This is a genomic window from Streptomyces tritici, from assembly GCF_048500665.1.
Lineage (GTDB): Bacteria > Actinomycetota > Actinomycetes > Streptomycetales > Streptomycetaceae > Streptomyces > Streptomyces tritici.
Window position 1 is genome coordinate 2949152 of the sequence record NZ_CP183183.1, and the last position, 15963, is coordinate 2965114.

General features: G+C 74.1%; 15 protein-coding genes. 8 read left to right on the forward strand and 7 right to left on the reverse strand.

The window, feature by feature from the left end:
* Positions 1-113: 113 nt before the first annotated feature.
* Positions 114-1631, forward strand: coding sequence for a class I adenylate-forming enzyme family protein (locus tag ACNJ93_RS13460; RefSeq protein ID WP_418957641.1), 1518 nt, complete (start codon positions 114-116; stop codon positions 1629-1631).
* 3 nt (positions 1632-1634) lie between these two features.
* On the opposite strand, the gene ACNJ93_RS13465 is transcribed toward ACNJ93_RS13460, so the two are convergent.
* Both ACNJ93_RS13465 and ACNJ93_RS13470 read right to left on the reverse strand, forming a co-directional pair.
* Complete coding sequence (locus ACNJ93_RS13465; RefSeq protein WP_418957642.1) at positions 1635-2156, reverse strand: EF-hand domain-containing protein; 522 nt, start codon at positions 2154-2156, stop codon at positions 1635-1637.
* Positions 2157-2224: 68 nt separating this feature from the next.
* Entirely contained in the window at positions 2225-2599 is a 375-nt protein-coding gene (locus ACNJ93_RS13470) for an STAS domain-containing protein (protein WP_418957643.1), read from the reverse strand.
* Between the two features lie 222 nt (positions 2600-2821).
* Between ACNJ93_RS13470 and ACNJ93_RS13475 the strand changes: the two genes are divergently transcribed.
* Both ACNJ93_RS13475 and ACNJ93_RS13480 read left to right on the forward strand, forming a co-directional pair.
* Positions 2822-3382 (forward strand): sigma-70 family RNA polymerase sigma factor, encoded by a 561-nt coding sequence (locus ACNJ93_RS13475; RefSeq protein ID WP_418957644.1) that lies wholly within the window; start codon positions 2822-2824, stop codon positions 3380-3382.
* Positions 3379-4731 carry a zf-HC2 domain-containing protein gene (locus ACNJ93_RS13480; RefSeq protein WP_418957645.1) on the forward strand — a complete coding sequence of 451 codons (1353 nt, stop codon included), beginning with the start codon at positions 3379-3381 and terminating at the stop codon, positions 4729-4731. The genes ACNJ93_RS13475 and ACNJ93_RS13480 overlap by 4 nt, the downstream gene beginning before the upstream one ends.
* A 9-nt stretch (positions 4732-4740) precedes the next feature.
* Here ACNJ93_RS13480 and purU read toward each other — a convergent pair whose 3' ends face one another.
* Together purU and ACNJ93_RS13490 are read right to left on the reverse strand one after the other, a co-directional pair.
* Complete coding sequence (gene purU, locus ACNJ93_RS13485) at positions 4741-5592, reverse strand: formyltetrahydrofolate deformylase (RefSeq protein ID WP_418957646.1); 852 nt, start codon at positions 5590-5592, stop codon at positions 4741-4743.
* A gap of 120 nt (positions 5593-5712) precedes the next feature.
* Entirely contained in the window at positions 5713-6159 is a 447-nt protein-coding gene (locus ACNJ93_RS13490; protein ID WP_418961395.1) for an SCO4402 family protein, read from the reverse strand.
* A 204-nt stretch (positions 6160-6363) separates the two neighbouring features.
* Between ACNJ93_RS13490 and ACNJ93_RS13495 the strand changes: the two genes are divergently transcribed.
* Positions 6364-7620 (forward strand): ABC transporter substrate-binding protein, encoded by a 1257-nt coding sequence (locus ACNJ93_RS13495; protein ID WP_418957647.1) that lies wholly within the window; start codon positions 6364-6366, stop codon positions 7618-7620.
* Positions 7621-7635: 15 nt separating this feature from the next.
* Here ACNJ93_RS13495 and ACNJ93_RS13500 read toward each other — a convergent pair whose 3' ends face one another.
* Positions 7636-9117 carry a hypothetical protein gene (locus tag ACNJ93_RS13500; RefSeq protein ID WP_418957648.1) on the reverse strand — a complete coding sequence of 494 codons (1482 nt, stop codon included), beginning with the start codon at positions 9115-9117 and terminating at the stop codon, positions 7636-7638.
* Between the two features lie 292 nt (positions 9118-9409).
* A complete protein-coding gene (locus tag ACNJ93_RS13505; protein WP_418957649.1) occupies positions 9410-10792 on the reverse strand; it encodes a transcriptional regulator in 1383 nt (460 codons plus the stop codon).
* A 271-nt stretch (positions 10793-11063) separates the two neighbouring features.
* Between ACNJ93_RS13505 and ACNJ93_RS13510 the strand changes: the two genes are divergently transcribed.
* The 4 genes from ACNJ93_RS13510 to ACNJ93_RS13525 all read left to right on the forward strand — a co-directional run bounded on the left by ACNJ93_RS13510 (position 11064) and on the right by ACNJ93_RS13525 (position 15014).
* Positions 11064-11741, forward strand: coding sequence for a bifunctional DNA primase/polymerase (locus tag ACNJ93_RS13510; protein ID WP_418957650.1), 678 nt, complete (start codon positions 11064-11066; stop codon positions 11739-11741).
* Between the two features lie 77 nt (positions 11742-11818).
* Positions 11819-12676 (forward strand): ABC transporter ATP-binding protein, encoded by an 858-nt coding sequence (locus ACNJ93_RS13515; protein ID WP_418957651.1) that lies wholly within the window; start codon positions 11819-11821, stop codon positions 12674-12676.
* A complete protein-coding gene (locus tag ACNJ93_RS13520; RefSeq protein ID WP_418957652.1) occupies positions 12673-14289 on the forward strand; it encodes a transporter in 1617 nt (538 codons plus the stop codon). Before ACNJ93_RS13515 ends, ACNJ93_RS13520 begins: the two co-directional genes overlap by 4 nt.
* A gap of 365 nt (positions 14290-14654) precedes the next feature.
* Positions 14655-15014: a subtilase-type protease inhibitor gene (locus ACNJ93_RS13525; protein ID WP_418961396.1), complete on the forward strand. Its 360-nt coding sequence runs from the start codon at positions 14655-14657 to the stop codon at positions 15012-15014.
* A gap of 25 nt (positions 15015-15039) precedes the next feature.
* On the opposite strand, the gene ACNJ93_RS13530 is transcribed toward ACNJ93_RS13525, so the two are convergent.
* Positions 15040-15921, reverse strand: coding sequence for an NAD(P)-dependent oxidoreductase (locus ACNJ93_RS13530; RefSeq protein WP_418957653.1), 882 nt, complete (start codon positions 15919-15921; stop codon positions 15040-15042).
* Positions 15922-15963: the final 42 nt, after the last annotated feature.

A 15963-nucleotide genomic window follows, 5' to 3' on the forward strand; every position in this document is an offset into this window, starting at 1 on the left:
ACCCGTCAGATAGCAGGCTAGCCCCGCGCCCCTGGACCGACAAGGAGCGGGGCCCTACGCTCTCGGCACCATCTGACGGAACGTCAGGAGACCGCGCCGACCGAGGGAGCGCCGTGACCGCGACCGACACCGCCCACGCCCTCGGCGAGTCCCGCACGCTCTGGGAGCTCGTCGAGCGCCGCGCCGCACTCACCCCCGACCGCCCCGTCCTGCTGCAGGGCGACCGCACCCTGACCTTCGGCGAACTGCGCGAGCGCGCCGAGCGGGTGGCCGCCGGCCTGTACGACCGGGGCGTGCGCCCCGGCACGGTCGTCGCCTGGCAGCTGCCCACCCGCATCGAGACCGCGCTGCTCTCCTTCGCGCTGGCCCGGCTCGGGGCCGTGCAGACCCCGCTGATCCCCTTCCACCGGGACCGCGAGGTCGGCTTCGCGCTGCGCGAGTCCCGGGCCGGGCACTTCGCCGTGCCCGGCGTCTGGCGCGGCCACGACCACACGGAGATGGCCCGGCGGCTCGGGGCGCGCGGGATCTTCGAGGCGTACTCCCCCGAGAGCCTGCCCGTCGGAGACCCGGCGGTGCTGCCCCCGCCGCCCGCCTCCGGGGAGGACGTCCGCTGGATCTACTGGACCTCCGGCACCACCTCCGACCCCAAGGGCGTCCTGCACACCGACCGTTCCCTGATCGCCGGCGGCTCCTGCCTCGCCCACGCGCTGCGGCTCACCCCCGACGACGTCGGCTCGATGGCCTTCCCGTACGCACACATCGCCGGCCCCGACTACACGGTGATGCTGCTCCTGTACGGATTCCCGGCGGTCATGTTCGAACAGTTCCGGCTACCGGACGCCCTGGAGGAATACCGCAAACACGGCGTCACCGTGGCCGGCGGCTCCACCGCCTTCTACGCGATGTTCCTCGCCGAACAGCGCAAGCAGCCCGGTGAGAAGGTCATCCCGACGCTCCGGCTGCTCGCCGGCGGCGGCGCGCCGAAGCCCCCGGAGCTCTACCACGCCGTGGTGCGGGAGCTGGGCTGCCAGTTGACGCACGGCTACGGCATGACCGAGGTCCCGATGATCACCATGGGCGATCCCGAGGACACCGCGGAGAACCTGGCGACCACCGAGGGCCGGCCGCCGGCGGGGATGGAGATACGCATCGCCGGGGACGGCGAGGTGCGGCTGCGCGGCGAGGCGGTGTGCCGCGGCTACCTCGACCCGGAACAGACCGCGGCCGCCTTCGACGAGGACGGCTTCCTCAGGACCGGGGACCTCGGACGCCTCACCGCCGACGGGCACCTCGTCCTCACCGGCCGGATCAAGGACATCATCATCCGCAAGGGCGAGAACATCTCGGCCAAGGAGATCGAGGACCTGCTGCACACCCACCCGGCCGTCGGCGACGCCGCCGTGATCGGACTGCCGGACGCCGAGCGCGGCGAGCGGGTGTGCGCGGTGGTGGAACAGCCCGCGGGCGCGCCGGAGCTGACGCTCGCGGGCCTCGCCGCGTACCTGCGCGAGCGCGGCCTCGCCGTGCACAAGCTGCCCGAGCAGCTGGAGGTCGTGGACGCGCTGCCGCGCAACGAGACCCTGCGCAAGGTGCTGAAGTACAAGCTCAGGGAGCGGTACGGCGCGGCGTGACGCTCAGTTGGTCATGAAGTACCGGGCGAAGGCGGTGACCGCCTCCTCCTCGTCGACCGTGCCCGAGCGGTCCGTGTCGAGGGACTCGGCGCTCAGCGCGGCCATGTGCGGTTCCACGCCGAGGGCCACCAGGGCCTTCTCGACGTCCTTGGTCTCCGCGCGCCCGTCGCCGTCGCCGTCGGCCACCGCGAGCAGCGCCCGCAGGAACGGGCGGGCGATCTCGGCGAACCGCTCCGGGTGGTCGTGCAGCCGCTTGGCCGCCGAGCCGGTGAACTCGGCGTGGCTGACCTTCTGGTCGCCGTCGACGTCGGCGATCCCCGCCATGCCCTGCCAGAACGCCTCCGCGCCGCTCCACAGGGCCTGGCCCTTGTCGGAGCGGAACGGCACGTCGAACGCGCCGAGGACGCGTTTGGCGGCGGTGGTGAAGTCCTCACGGGAGATGGTGCCGTCGCCGTCCTGGTCGAAGGCGCGGAAACGGTTGGCGAGTCGGCGTCGGTAGAGCGCGTCGGCGTCCGTGGAGTCCATGGTGCGGAGCGTACGACGCGAAGGGCCGCGCTGCCGAGACGTGCGACGTCACGGACGCCGGCCTCCCACTATGCGGACAGCGGCTGGGCCCGTTCGCAGGTCGCGGAGGCCACGTCCTCGTACACGTCGAACAGCCGGCGCACGCCCAGCGCGGCGAGCACCCGGTTCACGTGCGAACCGGCGGGCGCGCCCTGCGCGGGCAGGATCAGCCGCAGCCGGCCGCGGCAGGAGTGCATGAGGCGGCGGGCGGCGATGAGCACCCCCACACCACTGGAGTCGCAGAACCGCACGGCGGACAGGTCGACGACCACGTCGTGCCGTCCGACGGCGACGGCGTCGTGGACCCTGCGGCGTATCACCGGCGAGGTCGCCAGGTCGAGTTCGCCGCTGATGCACAGCACGGTCCAGGAATTCTGCTCGTGCACGTCGACCTTGAGCGTCACGGTGCGACCTTTCCGGAGGTGAAGGCAAGCGGAGGATGCCCTTCCTGTGCCCTCCCGCTGCCCCGTTCGGCCCAGTCGAAACCCCTTCACCCGAGCGTGACGCGTTTCTTACCATCCCCTCACCGGGCCCGCGCGCTCTTGCCGCAAAGGGAGGTGCAGGTCGGCGCGGCGCATTACTGTCGAGGGACAGTCGGTTCGGGAGGGCAGCCGGGAGGGTCTCGTATGGCGAAGGACACACCACTGCGCTGGGACCGACGGATGCAGCAGCGGCTGGCCCGCGGCGAGGCGGCCGCGCTCGGCGAGCTGTACGACCGCTACGCCTCCCTCGTCCACGACCTCGCGCACCGGGTGCTCGACGACGAGGAGGCGGCGGACGCGGTGACCCGCGAGGTGTTCGGCCACGTCTGGCAGCACCCCGACGCATACGACCCGAAACAGGGCAACCTGCGCGCCTGGGTGGCGCACCTGACCCACCGGCAGGCGGTGCGCCGGCTCCGCGAGACGGAGGCGGGCGCGCTGACGCCCGAGGAGCTGGAGCAGAAGGTGCAGCGGGCGTCGGTGGCGGCCCGCGCCGACTACATCGTGATGTCCATGCCCGCGCCGCTGCGCGCCGCGCTCGACCTCGCGTACCGCAGACGCCGCGACTACCGCCAGACCGCGGCCGATCTGGGCGTGACGGAGGAGGAGGCGTGCCGCCGGCTGCGCCTGGGGCTCCAGTTGCTGTCGACGGCGCACACACGCGGCGGTCCGGAGGACCCGCCGGGTTACGGACGTGCCCTGTGAGCCGCCCCGACGACGCCCCGGAGGACCCGGACAAGACCCCGCGCGTCCCCCGCATACCGGGCCCGAGGTGGGCCGCCGACGACCATGCCGACCTCTCCCGCCCCCAGCGCCCGCCGGCCCCCGCGGACCGGACGACCCCCGCGGACCCGCCCGGACCGGACCCGACGCCCGGACCGGACCCGACGCCCGGGGCGCCCGACGCCGCCCTCGAAGGGCCCGAGGCCGCGCCGGCCGGCTTCCTGCTGCTCCCGCACCGGCAGCTGAAGTCGCTGCTCGGGGCGTGGGCGCTGGCGGCCTGCTCCGGGGAGGAGACCCGGGCCGTCGAGGCGCATCTGACCGAGTGCGCGCCCTGCGCCGAGGAGGCCCTGCGGCTGCGGGACGCCGTGGCCCTGCTGCACGAGGACCGCGACCTCGACCTCGACCCGCTGCTGCGCTCCCGCGTGCTGGAGAACTGCCTCGGCCGGCGGCCCGCCCGCATCCCCGTGCCCGACTGGGCCACCTCGTACGACGCCGAGACGGCGCGGCTCGACGCGCTGCTGCGCGACATCGGGGACTCCGAGTGGCACGCCCCGGTGCGGCTGAAGTGGTTCGAGGGCGAGCGGCAGGTCAGCCGCCGCACCAGCGTCGCCGGCGTGATCGGCCATCTGCTCGCCGTCGACGGCCTCGTCGGCCGGGCCCTCGGCCTCGACGACCCGCTCGGCGAACTGGCCCGCACCGCCGGCGCCTCGCCGACCGAGCGCACCGAGGCGTACTGGGAGAGCGGGCACCACCCGCCCACGCGCGCGATCCGCGGGCCCTGGCGCGAGCAGAGCCACACCCTCGTGCGCACCGTGTCGTTCGCCGGCCGCGGCGTCGCGGACCTCACCGTGCCGTACGGGGACTTCGCGCTGCCGCTGCGCGACGCGCTGCTCGACCGGGCCTTCGAGTGCTGGGTGCACGCCGACGACATCGCCGGCGCCGTGGACTACCCGTACGCCCCGCCCGGCGGCGCGCATCTGCACACGATGATCGACCTGGCCGCCCGGCTGCTGCCGGCCGCGCTCGCCGACCGTCGGCGCGCGGGGCTGGCGTCCCCGCCGCGGCACCTGGTCGCCGCGGGCTCGCCGGGACGTTCGCTGCACCTGGAGATCGAGGGCTCGGGCGGCGGCCACTGGTACATCGCCCTGGACTCCCCCGCGGCCCTGGGCACCAAGGAGCGGGCGGTGGCGCAGGTCGCCATGGACGGCGTCGAGTTCTGCCAGCTGCTCGCCGGGCACGTCTCCCCGCAGGAGGCCGCGGCCGGCCAGGACGGCGACCGCGAGGCGATCCGGGACGTGCTGTCCGCCGCCGCCTCGCTCAGCCGTCTGTGAGCCCTGGCGTCAGGCGAAGACGACCGTACGGCGGCCGTTGAGCAGGATGCGCCGCTCGGCGTGCCACTTCACCGCGCGCGCCAGCGCCTGGCACTCCACGTCGCGGCCGATCGCGACGAGCTGGTCCGGGGTCACCTCGTGGCCGACCCGCTCGACCTCCTGCTCGATGATCGGGCCCTCGTCGAGGTCCGCGGTCACGTAGTGCGCGGTCGCACCGATCAGCTTCACGCCGCGGGCGTGCGCCTGGTGGTACGGCTTCGCGCCCTTGAAGCTCGGCAGGAACGAGTGGTGGATGTTGATGATCCGGCCCGCGAGCTGCTTGCACAGGTCGTCCGAGAGCACCTGCATGTACCGGGCGAGCACCACCAGCTCGACGTCCTGCTCCCGGACCAGGTCCAGCAGCTCCGCCTCGGCCTGCGGCTTGTTCTCCTTCGTCACCGGGATGTGCCGGAACGGGATGTCGTACGACGCCACCAGCTCGGCGAAGTCCGTGTGGTTGGACACCACCGCGACGATCTCGACCGGCAGCGCGCCGATCCGGGACCGGAAGAGCAGGTCGTTCAGGCAGTGGCCGAACTTCGACACCATGAGCACGACGCGCATGCGCTCGTCGGCCCGGTTGATCCGCCAGTCCATGGCGTACGAGTCGCCCACGGCCGCGAAGCTGGCCCGCAGCTTCTCGACGGTGACCGGCGCCTCCGCGGAGAAGTGCACCCGCATGAAGAAGAGACCCGTGTCACGGTCTCCGAACTGCTGACTGTCCTCGATGTTGCATCCCGTGATGAACAGGTAGCTCGACACGGCGTGCACGATGCCCTGCTTGTCCGGGCACGAGAGGGTGAGGACGTACTGGTCGGTCATCCTCATAGGCTGCCACAGTCGCGGCGCTCCCCCGGCACCCCGTCCGCCAGGCGGACCCCGCCGCGGACACCCCCGGACACCCCGGACCCCCGCCGGGCGCCCTCGCCCCCGCCGGACCCGTCAGGCCGCGCCCGTCATGATCCGCAGCACCTCGAGCGACCGCGGCGGCACGTCCGGGTCCTCCCCGTCCGCCGTCGCCATCCGCACGTGCGCCTCGCGCGCCGCGCGCACCGCCTCCGGCCAGCCGTGGTGCTCCAGGAACGCGGAGACCGGGGCGTCGGCCCCGACCTGGTGCATGATCCTCAGCACCCGGAGCACGGCGACGTCCACCAGCGCGGCCTCGCCCGAGTCGCGGAAGATCGTCCCGACGTACTTCTCGGCGGACCAGTTGTCCAGCCAGGTGTCCTCGACCAGCCGGTAGACGGCGTCGGTGACGTCGCCGTACCCGTCGAGACCGGCCAGCCAGGCCTCCTGCTGGAAGACGGGGTCGGAGAGCATGTGCAGCGCCGAGCGCACATTGCTGCGCCAGCGCCACCACGGCATGTCGTTGAGCGGCATGCCGCCCATGGTGGAGGAGCGACGGCCGCGACGGGAAGAGTTCACCGAACCGGAGACAGAACTGGACACCGTTCGATCGTACGTTCCCCCCTGAATCAAGCGGACGAAGCCCCTCCCTCGTCTCGCCCGGGCTCCCGCAATTCACCTGGATGTCACCGAGCGTTGGATCACGCACACTCCGGCGTTACCCGCGAGGCGGAATTGTGCATGGCCATGACCGGTAGGCGAATGACCTCACTCCTCGCATACGCGACGGCCGCGGCAACCGGCGCGGCGCTGCTCACCGGGTGCGGCGTCCTCCCTGGAGTCTCGGGGGGCTCCAGGGAGCCCCTCACCGTGATGACCTGGGCCCCCGACGGCACCCGCGCCACCAACATGCCCGGAATGCCCGCCATGGCCCAGGCGTATGCCCGCTGGGTCAACGCCGAGGGCGGCATCGCCGGCCACGAACTGCGCGTCCTGACCTGCAACGAGCAGAACTCCTCCGCCGGCGCCGCCGCCTGCGCCCGCCGCGCCGTCCGCGAGAACGTCGTGGCCGTCGTCGGCTCCTACAGCCAGCACGGCCGCGCCTTCATGGCCCCGCTGGAGGCCGCCGGCATCCCGTACATCGGCGGCTACGGCCTCTCCGAGGACGAATTCACCAGCCACCTCTCCTACCCGGTGAACGGCGGGCAGGCCTCGCTGATCGCCGGCCACGGCATGCAGCTCGCCGAGTCCTGCCGCCGCGTCTCCCTCGTCCGCCCGGACACCGTCGCCGGCGACCGGCTGCCGACCCTGCTCAACTCCGGCCTGCAGCGCTCCCGCCACCGCACGGCCACCGACATCCCGGCCGTCGAGGACGCCGGCGAGTACACCGAGAAGGCCAGCGAGGCCCGCGAGAAGGCCGGCGACGACAAGGGCTGCGTCACCGCCGTGCTCGGCGAACGCACCCAGACCTTCTTCGACTCCTTCCGCCGGCTGCCCGACTCCGACGACGACGCCGAGGTCCGGATCTCCTCCGTGCTCGGCAGCGTCGGCCAGCCGCTCGTCGACCGCACCGGCGGCTCGCGCAGCCCCTTCGAGGGCGCGTACGTCACCGGCTGGTACCCCGACGCCTCGGACAAGGCGTGGACCCCGATGCTGAAGGTCATCCGGGAGCACGCCTTCGAGGACAACCGCATCGACCCGGCCGACGCCGGCGTCCAGACGACCTGGATCGCCTACACGGTCCTGAAGAAGGCGGTCGAGAGCGTCGGCGCCGAGGAGGTCACCCCGCTGCGGGTCGCCCGCGCCCTCGACCGGGGCGAGGAGATCGACACCGGCGGCCTCACCCCGCCGCTGCGCTGGCGCTACGAGGACATGCTCGGCGCCACCGACTTCCCCCGGATCGTCAACTCCGAGGTGACCTTCCAGGTCGTCCGCCAGGGCCGCCTCGTCGCCCAGAAGCCCGGCTTCGTCGACGTCGGCGAGACCGTGCGCAGCGCCCCGTAGGACGCCGCGCCGCGTCTACAGCTGGTGCGGCTGGCGCTTGGGCAGCCCGTACTTCTCGGCGGTCGGGTTCCACAGCCCGGCCGCCTCGCGCTTGGCCGCGGTGGCCTCGCCGCTCTTCCGGGTGGCCTCTGCGGTCTGGCCGGTGTTGCGGGCCTTGCCGCCCTTGCAGGCCTTCTTGCCCTTCATCTGGTCCGCCCAGGCCGCGTAGTGGTCGTCGGCGGAGGCCGACGCCTGCCACGCCTTGGTGAGCGCGGCGGTCAGCTGCGTGTGCTGCGGCAGCTTGTCGACGGACAGCGTCTGCAGCCGCGTGATCAGGCCGCGGCGCTGCTGGGCCGCGCCGCGCAGGTCGCGCGCCGCCTGGTCGAGGTTCTTGCACTGCCGGATGTTGTCGACGGAACGGATCACCGCGTCGCGGCTGTCGTTGCTGTCCGCGAGGAGCTTGTCGAGCGCCTTGGCCTGCGGCTCGGCCGGGTCGTCGGGCTGCGCGGCCTCGGAGGGCGCGGTGGAGGGGACGGAGGAGCTCGCCGCCGCGTTCTTGCCGGTGTCCGTGCCCTCGTCGCCGCCGCCGAGCACCGCGCCCACGCCGAGCCCGAGGACGACGCAGCCGACGACCACGGCGGCGATCAGCGCGCCGGGGACCTTGCGGCGCGGCTCGGGGTCGTAGCCGTAGTCGTCGTCCTGACGGCCGTACGGGGGCTGCGGGGCCTGCGGGGCGTGCTGCTGGTACGGCGCGGGCTGCGGGCTGAACTGCGGGCGCCCGGGCGGGGCCTGATGCGCCGTCTGCGGCAGCTGCTGGGTGCTGTCGCTGCGGAACAGGTTGTCGAACTCGGCGGGCGGGCGGGTGCGCTCGCCCTGCGGCCCGGCGGCCACCGGCGGCAGGTACTGCGTCGCCTCCGCGTCGCCGGCGGCGGCCGGCGGGTTCTGCGGGAGCGGCCCGGTGCCGAGGAAACGGGTGTCGTCCGCGCCGCCCTGCGGGGCGACCGGGGGTATGTGCTGGGTGGCCTGGAGGTCGGCCGCGTCGCCGCCGGGCCCGGGGAAGCCGTACCCGGCCTGCGGGGCCGGCGGGGCGGGGTTCGGGTAGCCGTACGCGGGCGGCTGCGCGGGCGCGGCGGGAGCCGCCGGGGCCGGGAAGCCGTACCCGGCCTGCGGGGCGGCGCCGCCGGGCGCGGGCGCGGCCGGACCGGCGACGGCGGGCCCGGGGAAGCCGTAGCCGTCCTGGGCACCGGGCATCGGGCCGGGGCCGCCGGCCGGGACCGGGGCGATGTACTGCGTGGCCTGCAGGTCCGCGTCGCCCCCGGGGACGGCCTCCGGCGGCAGCGGCTGGGAGACCGGCGGCGCGCCCGCGCCCGGCCCCCAGGAGCCGCCCCACGGCTGCCCGCCGGCCGGGCCGCCGCCGGGCGCGCCCTGGAGGCCGCCCTCCGCGGGCAGCACGACACCCTCGTGCGTGGGCCGAACCGCGGGATGCTGCGGGTCCGGACCCTGTCCGCTCTGCGTCACCGGGACTCCTACCGATCTACCTTGATCCACCTACGGAAGCGTCGGTTCACGCTACCGGGTGCCTCCCGCACGACGCACACATGTGTGTCCCCCCTCACCCAAGCCCCCACAGGGACCGGGTAACCGCACACCCAACCGACAACAGCCCACCCCCACCAGGGGCGCGGGGAACGGCGCGATCAACCACAACGGACCCGCAGCCAACGGACAACGGCTCCCCCACGAGGGGCGCGGGGAACTGCGTGACCAGCCACAACGGACCCGCAGCCGAGGCGCCGAACCTCGCGGAGCGCTACGCCGCCTGGATCTCCAGCCGCGCTCCGAACTCCCGCACAGCGGGCTCCGTCGCGTACGGCTCCAGCCGCTGCTGCAGGTCCTCCAGGTACTCCGCGCCCCGCGACGACCGCAGCGCGCCCAGCAGTTCGAGCGCGCGCGTCCCGGTGTGGCACGCCTGCTCGACCTCGCGCCGCTGCACCTGCGCGGACGCCAGCAGCACCAGACCGATCGCCCGCCGCCGCGCCCGCGTCTCGGGCAGCCCGCTCAGCGCCTCCTCCGCGGCCCGCGCCGCCTCCTCCGGCCGGCCCAGGTCCCGGTGCCCGTGAGCCAGTTCGTCGGCGAGGTACGCGTGGTCGAAGTGCGCGATCCACGCCGGGTCGTCGCCCGACTCCGGATCGGCCTGCTCCAGGGCCCGTACCGCCCGGCCCGCGACCGCGTCGAACGTGCGGGCGTCGCCGAGCAGCGCGTGCCCGCGCGCCTCCGCCGCCAGGAACATCGCCTCGGCCCGCGGCGTGACGTGCCCCCGCGCGCCCTCCTGCGCGGCCCGCGCCAACTGCGCGATCTCCCGCGGGTTCCCGAGCTGCGCCGCGAGATGGCTCATCGAGGCGGCCAGCACATACCCGCCGTACCCGCGGTCCCCCGCCGCCTGCGCGAGCCGCAGCGCCTGGATGTAGTACCGCTGCGCGAGCCCCGGCTGCCCGGTGTCCACAGCCATGTACCCGGCCAGCTCGGTCAGTCGGGCCACCGCGGCGAACAACTCCCGCCCCACCGACTCCTGGTACGCCCCGGCGAGCATCCCGGCGACCACGCTGTTCAGGTAGTGCACCACCACCGGCCGCACGTGGCCGCTGCCGAACCGGTGGTCGAGGTCGACCAGCGCCTGCGTCATCTCCCGTACCGCCGCCACGTCCGAGGCCCCGACGCGCGACCCGGCGGACCGCGCCACCTGCGCGTCCGCGCCGCTGATCAGCCAGTCCCGGCTCGGCTCGACCAGCGCCGAGGCCGCCACCGCCGAACCGGACAGGAAGTCCCGGCGGCCCACGTCGCTCCGCCACAGCTCGCAGACCTGCTCGATCGCCCCCGTGACGGTCGGCGAGAACTGCAGGCCCACCCCCGACGCCAGGTTCTTGCCGTTCGCCATCCCGATCTCGTCGATGGTGACGGTCCGTCCCAGCTTGCGGCCCAGCGCCTCCGCGATGATCCCGGGCGCCCGGCCGCGCGGCTGCTGGCCGCGCAGCCAGCGCGCCACCGACGTCTTGTCGTACCGCAGGTCGAGACCGCGCTCCGCGCCGACCATGTTGACCCGCCGGGCAAGACCCGCGTTGGAGCACCCGGCTTCCTGGATGAGCGCCTGCAGCCGTTCGTTGGGCTGTCGGGCGACGAGAGGTCTGGCTGCCATGAAGAACCCCCTGAGGCCGTGCATGATCACCGAACTGAGCTGATCACTGCCCGGCGGATATCCGGTCAATGCCGATGTGAACACGCGAAACCGGACGCATCGGCCCACGCGTGTCCGCCGACGCCCCCCGACTCTGGCTACCCCTCCGCCGCTCCCCGCCCGCACGCGCGCCCCCGCCCGTGCACCCGTGCGCCCCGCGTGCAGGATCGATGCGCCAGGCCGCTCGCCGGGACGCCCGTAACCCCAGGTGACGGCGGGAGTTGAGAGGGGCGTGGAAGAGACCATCGGAGTCACGGAAGCCGCACAGATCCCCAAGCAGCGCGGGGAACAGCTGCTCGACAGCGCCGTGCGGTACGCGGAAGAACGGCACTGGGACGTGTTCGCCGGCACGTGGCTGGAGGCGGTGGACGGCGCCGAACGGTGCTCCTGCGGCGCCGCCGACTGCGCCGCGCCCGGCGCGCACGCCGCCAGACCGGACTGGGCCACCCAGGCCACCGGCAGCGCCGTCGCGGCGCGCCGGATCTGGGGCAAGCAGCCCAAGGCCTCGATCCTGCTGCCGACCGGGCGCACCTTCGACGTGCTCGACGTGCCCGAGTCGGCCGGCTTCCTCGCGCTCGCCCGCATGGAGCGGATGGAGCTCACCCTCGGCCCGGTGACCTGCACCCCCGACCGCCGGATGATGTTTTTCGTGCTCCCCGGCGCGGCCGCCAAGGCCCCCGACCTCATCCGCAAGCTCGGCTGGGCCCCCAGCTCGCTCGATCTGATCGCCCGGGGCGAGGGCCACTACGTGGCCGCCCCGCCCACCCGGGTCGGCGGCCAGGGCGCCGTCCAGTGGGCCCGCCGCCCCACGCCCGCCAACCGCTGGCTGCCCGACGTGGAGGAGCTGATCAGCCCCGTCGCGTACGCCTGCGGACGCGAGGCCGCGGCGGCACGCGCCCGGCGGTCCTGAGACCTGACCGGTCCGGGGCGGCGCCGGTCCTAAGGTGGCTCCCGAGCGATGGGGACGACCGGAAGGGCGGCGGCGCCATGTCCGACCAGGCGGCGGAGCGGCACGAGACGGCGGGCGGGGCGGCGGGGACGCCGCCGCCCGCCGTGCGCGTCGAGGGCCTGTGGAAACGGTTCGGACAGCAGATCGCCGTCGCCGGGATCGATCTCGTACTGCCCTCGGGCCGGTTCATCGGCCTCGTCGGCCCCAACGGGGCCGGCAAGACCACCACCTTGTCGATGGTCACCGGCCTGCTCCGCCCCGACCACGGGCGCGTCGAGGTGGCCGGCCACGACGTGTGGCGCGACCCGGCCGCGGTGAAGGCCCGGATCGGCGTCCTGCCGGAGGGCCTGCGGCTCTTCGAGCGGCTCTCGGGCCGCGAACTCCTCGCGTACACCGGGCGGCTGCGGGGGCTGCCCGGCGACGAGGTCGACCGGCGCGCCGCCCAGCTCCTCGACGTCCTCGACCTCGCGGGCGCGCAGCACAAGCTCGTCGTCGACTACTCGACCGGCATGCGCAAGAAGATCGGCCTCGCGGCCGCGCTGCTGCACAACCCGGACGTGCTGTTCCTCGACGAGCCCTTCGAGGGCGTCGACCCGGTCTCCGCGCAGACCATCCGCGGCGTCCTGGAGCGCTACACCGGCTCGGGCGCCACGGTCGTGTTCTCCAGTCATGTGATGGAGCTGGTCGAGTCGCTGTGCGACTGGGTCGCCGTCATGGCCGCCGGGCAGATCCGCGCGCACGGCCCCCTGGAGCAGGTACGCGGCGAGGCGCCGTCCCTGCAGGCCGCGTTCCTCGAACTGGTCGGTGCGCAGGGCCGCGACGAGGCCGGGCACACGCTGGACTGGCTGGGCGGCGGGGCCGCGGGCGGCTCGGGCGGCTCGGGCGGCGGCCGATGAGCGCGCGGCCGACGAGCGCACGGGCGGCGGCGTCCGACGGCCTGACGTCCGTCTTCGTCCGCCTGAAGTGGGCGCTGCTGCGCAACGGCCTGCGCCAGTCGACGGGACGGGCGACGGTCTTCCTCGTCTCCCTCGCCGGGGCGCTGCTGGTCGCGGCGGGGCTGCTGCTCGCCTTCGTCCTGATGCGCCATCACGCGGACGTGGACACGCTCGCGGTCCTGCTGACCGGTGTGCTCGCGCTGGGGTGGGCGGTGATGCCGCTGTTCGTGCCGAGCGGCGACGAGACGCTGGACCCGTCGCGGCTCGTGATGCTGCCGCTGCGGCCCCGGCCTCTGGTACGGGCGCTGCTGGTGGCCTCGCTGGTGGGGATCGGCCCCCTGTTCACGCTGTGCTTCGCCGTGGGCGCCGCGCTGGCGCTCGCGCGCGGCGCGGCCGGGGTTGCGGCGGCGGTGGCGGCGGTGCCGCTGCTGGTGCTGGTCTGCGTGGCGCTGTCGCGGGCCGTCGCGGCGGCGAACATCCGGCTCCTGAACTCGCGCAGGGGCCGGGACCTGGCGGTGCTGAGCGGTCTGCTGATCGCGGTCGGCATCCAGGCGGTCAACTTCGGCGCCCAGCGGCTGGGCCGCGCGGGCGGGCTCGCGGTGCTCGACCCGGTGGCGGCCGTGGTGGGCTGGCTGCCGCCCGCGTCCGCGCTGGCGGCGGTCGACGCGGCGGGCGACGGCGCGTACGGGAGGGCCGCGGCGGGCCTGCTGCTCGCGGCGGCGGCTCTGTGGGCGCTGCTGCTGTGGTGGCGGCGGAGCCTGGTGCGGCTGATGACCGCGCCGGACGGCTCGACGATCGAGGCCGCGGGGGTGCGCGGGACGGCCGGCGGGGGCACGGCGGGCGGCTGGGAGGGCCGTACGGGCGCGGTGATGCAGCGCAGCCTGCGGTACGTGTGGCGGGACCCCAAGACGAAGGCGGCGTGGGTGACCTCGCTCGCGATCGGCGCGATCGTCCCCCTCTTCAACGCCCTGCAGGGGACCGGCTCGATCTACTTCGCCTGCTTCGCGTCGGGGATGCTCGGCATCCAGATGTACAACCAGTTCGGCCAGGACACCTCGGCGTTCTGGATGGTCGCCCAGACGATCGCCTCGACCCGGGACGCGTACGCGGAACTCCGGGCGCGGGCCCTGGCGCTGCTCGTGATCACGGTGCCGTACACGGCCCTGGTCACCGTCGCCACGGCCGCCGCTCTCGGCGACTGGCGGGCGCTGCCGGATGCCCTGGGCCTGGCCTTCGCGCTGCTCGGCGCGATGGTCGCGACCGGCGCGGTGGCCTCGGCGAACTTCCCGTACTCGATCCCCCAGGACAGCGCGTACAAGAACGTCGCCCCCGGGCAGGGCGGTCTGGCCTGGCTCTCCATCCTGGGCGGCATGGTCGCCGCGGCCCTCCTGTCGGCCCCGGTGGTCGCCGCGACGATCACCCTCCACCTGACCGGCCACCGCGACTGGCTGTGGCTGATCCTCCCGGCCGGCACCGCCTACGGCGCCCTCATCGCCTGGTCCGGCCTCCGCACCGCCGCGCCGAGCACGGCGACCCGGCTCCCGGAGATCCTGACGGCGGTGAGCAAGGGGTAGGCGGAACGTTTCCGGCCGACCGCATGCGGATTCAAGTCCTCCACACCTCAACCAATTTCGGGTACGCGCAGGTCAGAGGGCCGTTTCGGGTTGAACCAGTGGGGCCGGTGCGGGCCCGCGGAGCCCGAACGACCAGTCGGTGGGCGGCGCAACGGGGCTGCGGCCGGAAAGTTTCGGGCGATGTGCGATCACGGAGGGCGTCCGCAAGACTCCCGTCCGCAGTCATCCTGCACCCCAGCACTCGCACTGACATCCGAAGGGACACCCCCGTGCGTCACGTCAGCAGCACCCGCAGCACCGGCTTCCGCGTCACCACGCTCGCCACCTGCACCGGCCTCGCCCTCCTCGGCACCGCCACCTCCGGCATCGCCGACGCCGCGACCTCCAGCCTGTACGCGCCGTCCGCCCTCGTGCTCACCGTCGGCGCCGGCGAGAGCGCCGACACGGCCACCGTCCTGCGCGCGGTCACCCTGACCTGCGCCCCCACCCCGGGCGGCAGCCACCCGGACCCCGCCGCCGCCTGCGCCGAACTCACCGCGACCGGCGGGCAGTTCGGCGCACTGGCCGCCGACGCCCCGACCCGTACCTGCACCCGCCAGTGGGAGCCGGTCACCATCACCGGCGACGGCGTCTGGCAGGGCAAGCGGGTCAGCTGGTCGGCGACGTACGGCAACGCGTGCGAGCTGCGCTCGACGATGGCCGAGGGCGCGGTCTTCACCTTCTGACGCCCCGCCCGTTCCGCCCGTACTCTCAGGCAGCAGGGCGCCGCACGCTCTCGAAGATCCGCGCGAACCCCTCGTCCCCCTTCCCCGCGTCCACCTGACGCCGGATGAGGCGCTGGACCATCGCGACGGGCTCGTCCCCGACGCCCTCCTCGGCGATCGCCTCCAGGAACATCCCGAGGTTCGAGAACTCCAGGCTCTGCTGCCCCGGAACGGTGTAGTCCCCGCCGTCGATGACCTTCGCGAAGCCCTCCAGCTCCCCGGTCATCGCGGTCAGCCACGGTGCGGCCATGCCCGCGAACTCCCGCGCGCTCACTCCCGCCGGCGCGAGCATGGCCGCACCCTGCATGAACCCCGCGAACATCACGTACATCGCCGACAGCAGCGCGAAGTCGTACAGCGACGCGAGCCCGGCGTCCTCGCCGTAGTACGTGCTCGCCGCCCAGAGTTCGAGCAGCTCCCGGTGCTCCCGGAAGGCACCCTCGGAGCCGGAGTACAGGATCGAGGCCCCCGGCTTCCCGATCATGGACGGCACCGCCATGATCCCGCCGTCCAGGTACCGGACCCCCGCCTCGGTCGCCCAGGCCGCCAGCTCCCGCGACTGCGAGGGCTTCGTCGTGGTCACGTTGACGACCGTCCGCCCGGCCAGCTCCGCGCGGAGCGGGTCGAGCACCTCGTGCACCGAGGAGTGACCGAAGAGGCACACGACCACCAGATCGGCGGCCGTCACGGCCTCGGCCGCGCTGCCGGCCTCCTTCGCGCCCCGCGCGACCAGCTCGTCGGCCCTGCCCGCCGACCGGTTCCACACCGTCGTGGCGTACCCGGCGTCGACGAGCGCCCCGGCGAGGACACCGCCCATGGCCCCGAGGCCCAGCACGCTCACCCGCAGGTCGTTCTTCTTCTCCGCCATGACAGATCGCTCCTTCGCACTTCGCTCCGTGGGATGAGGCAA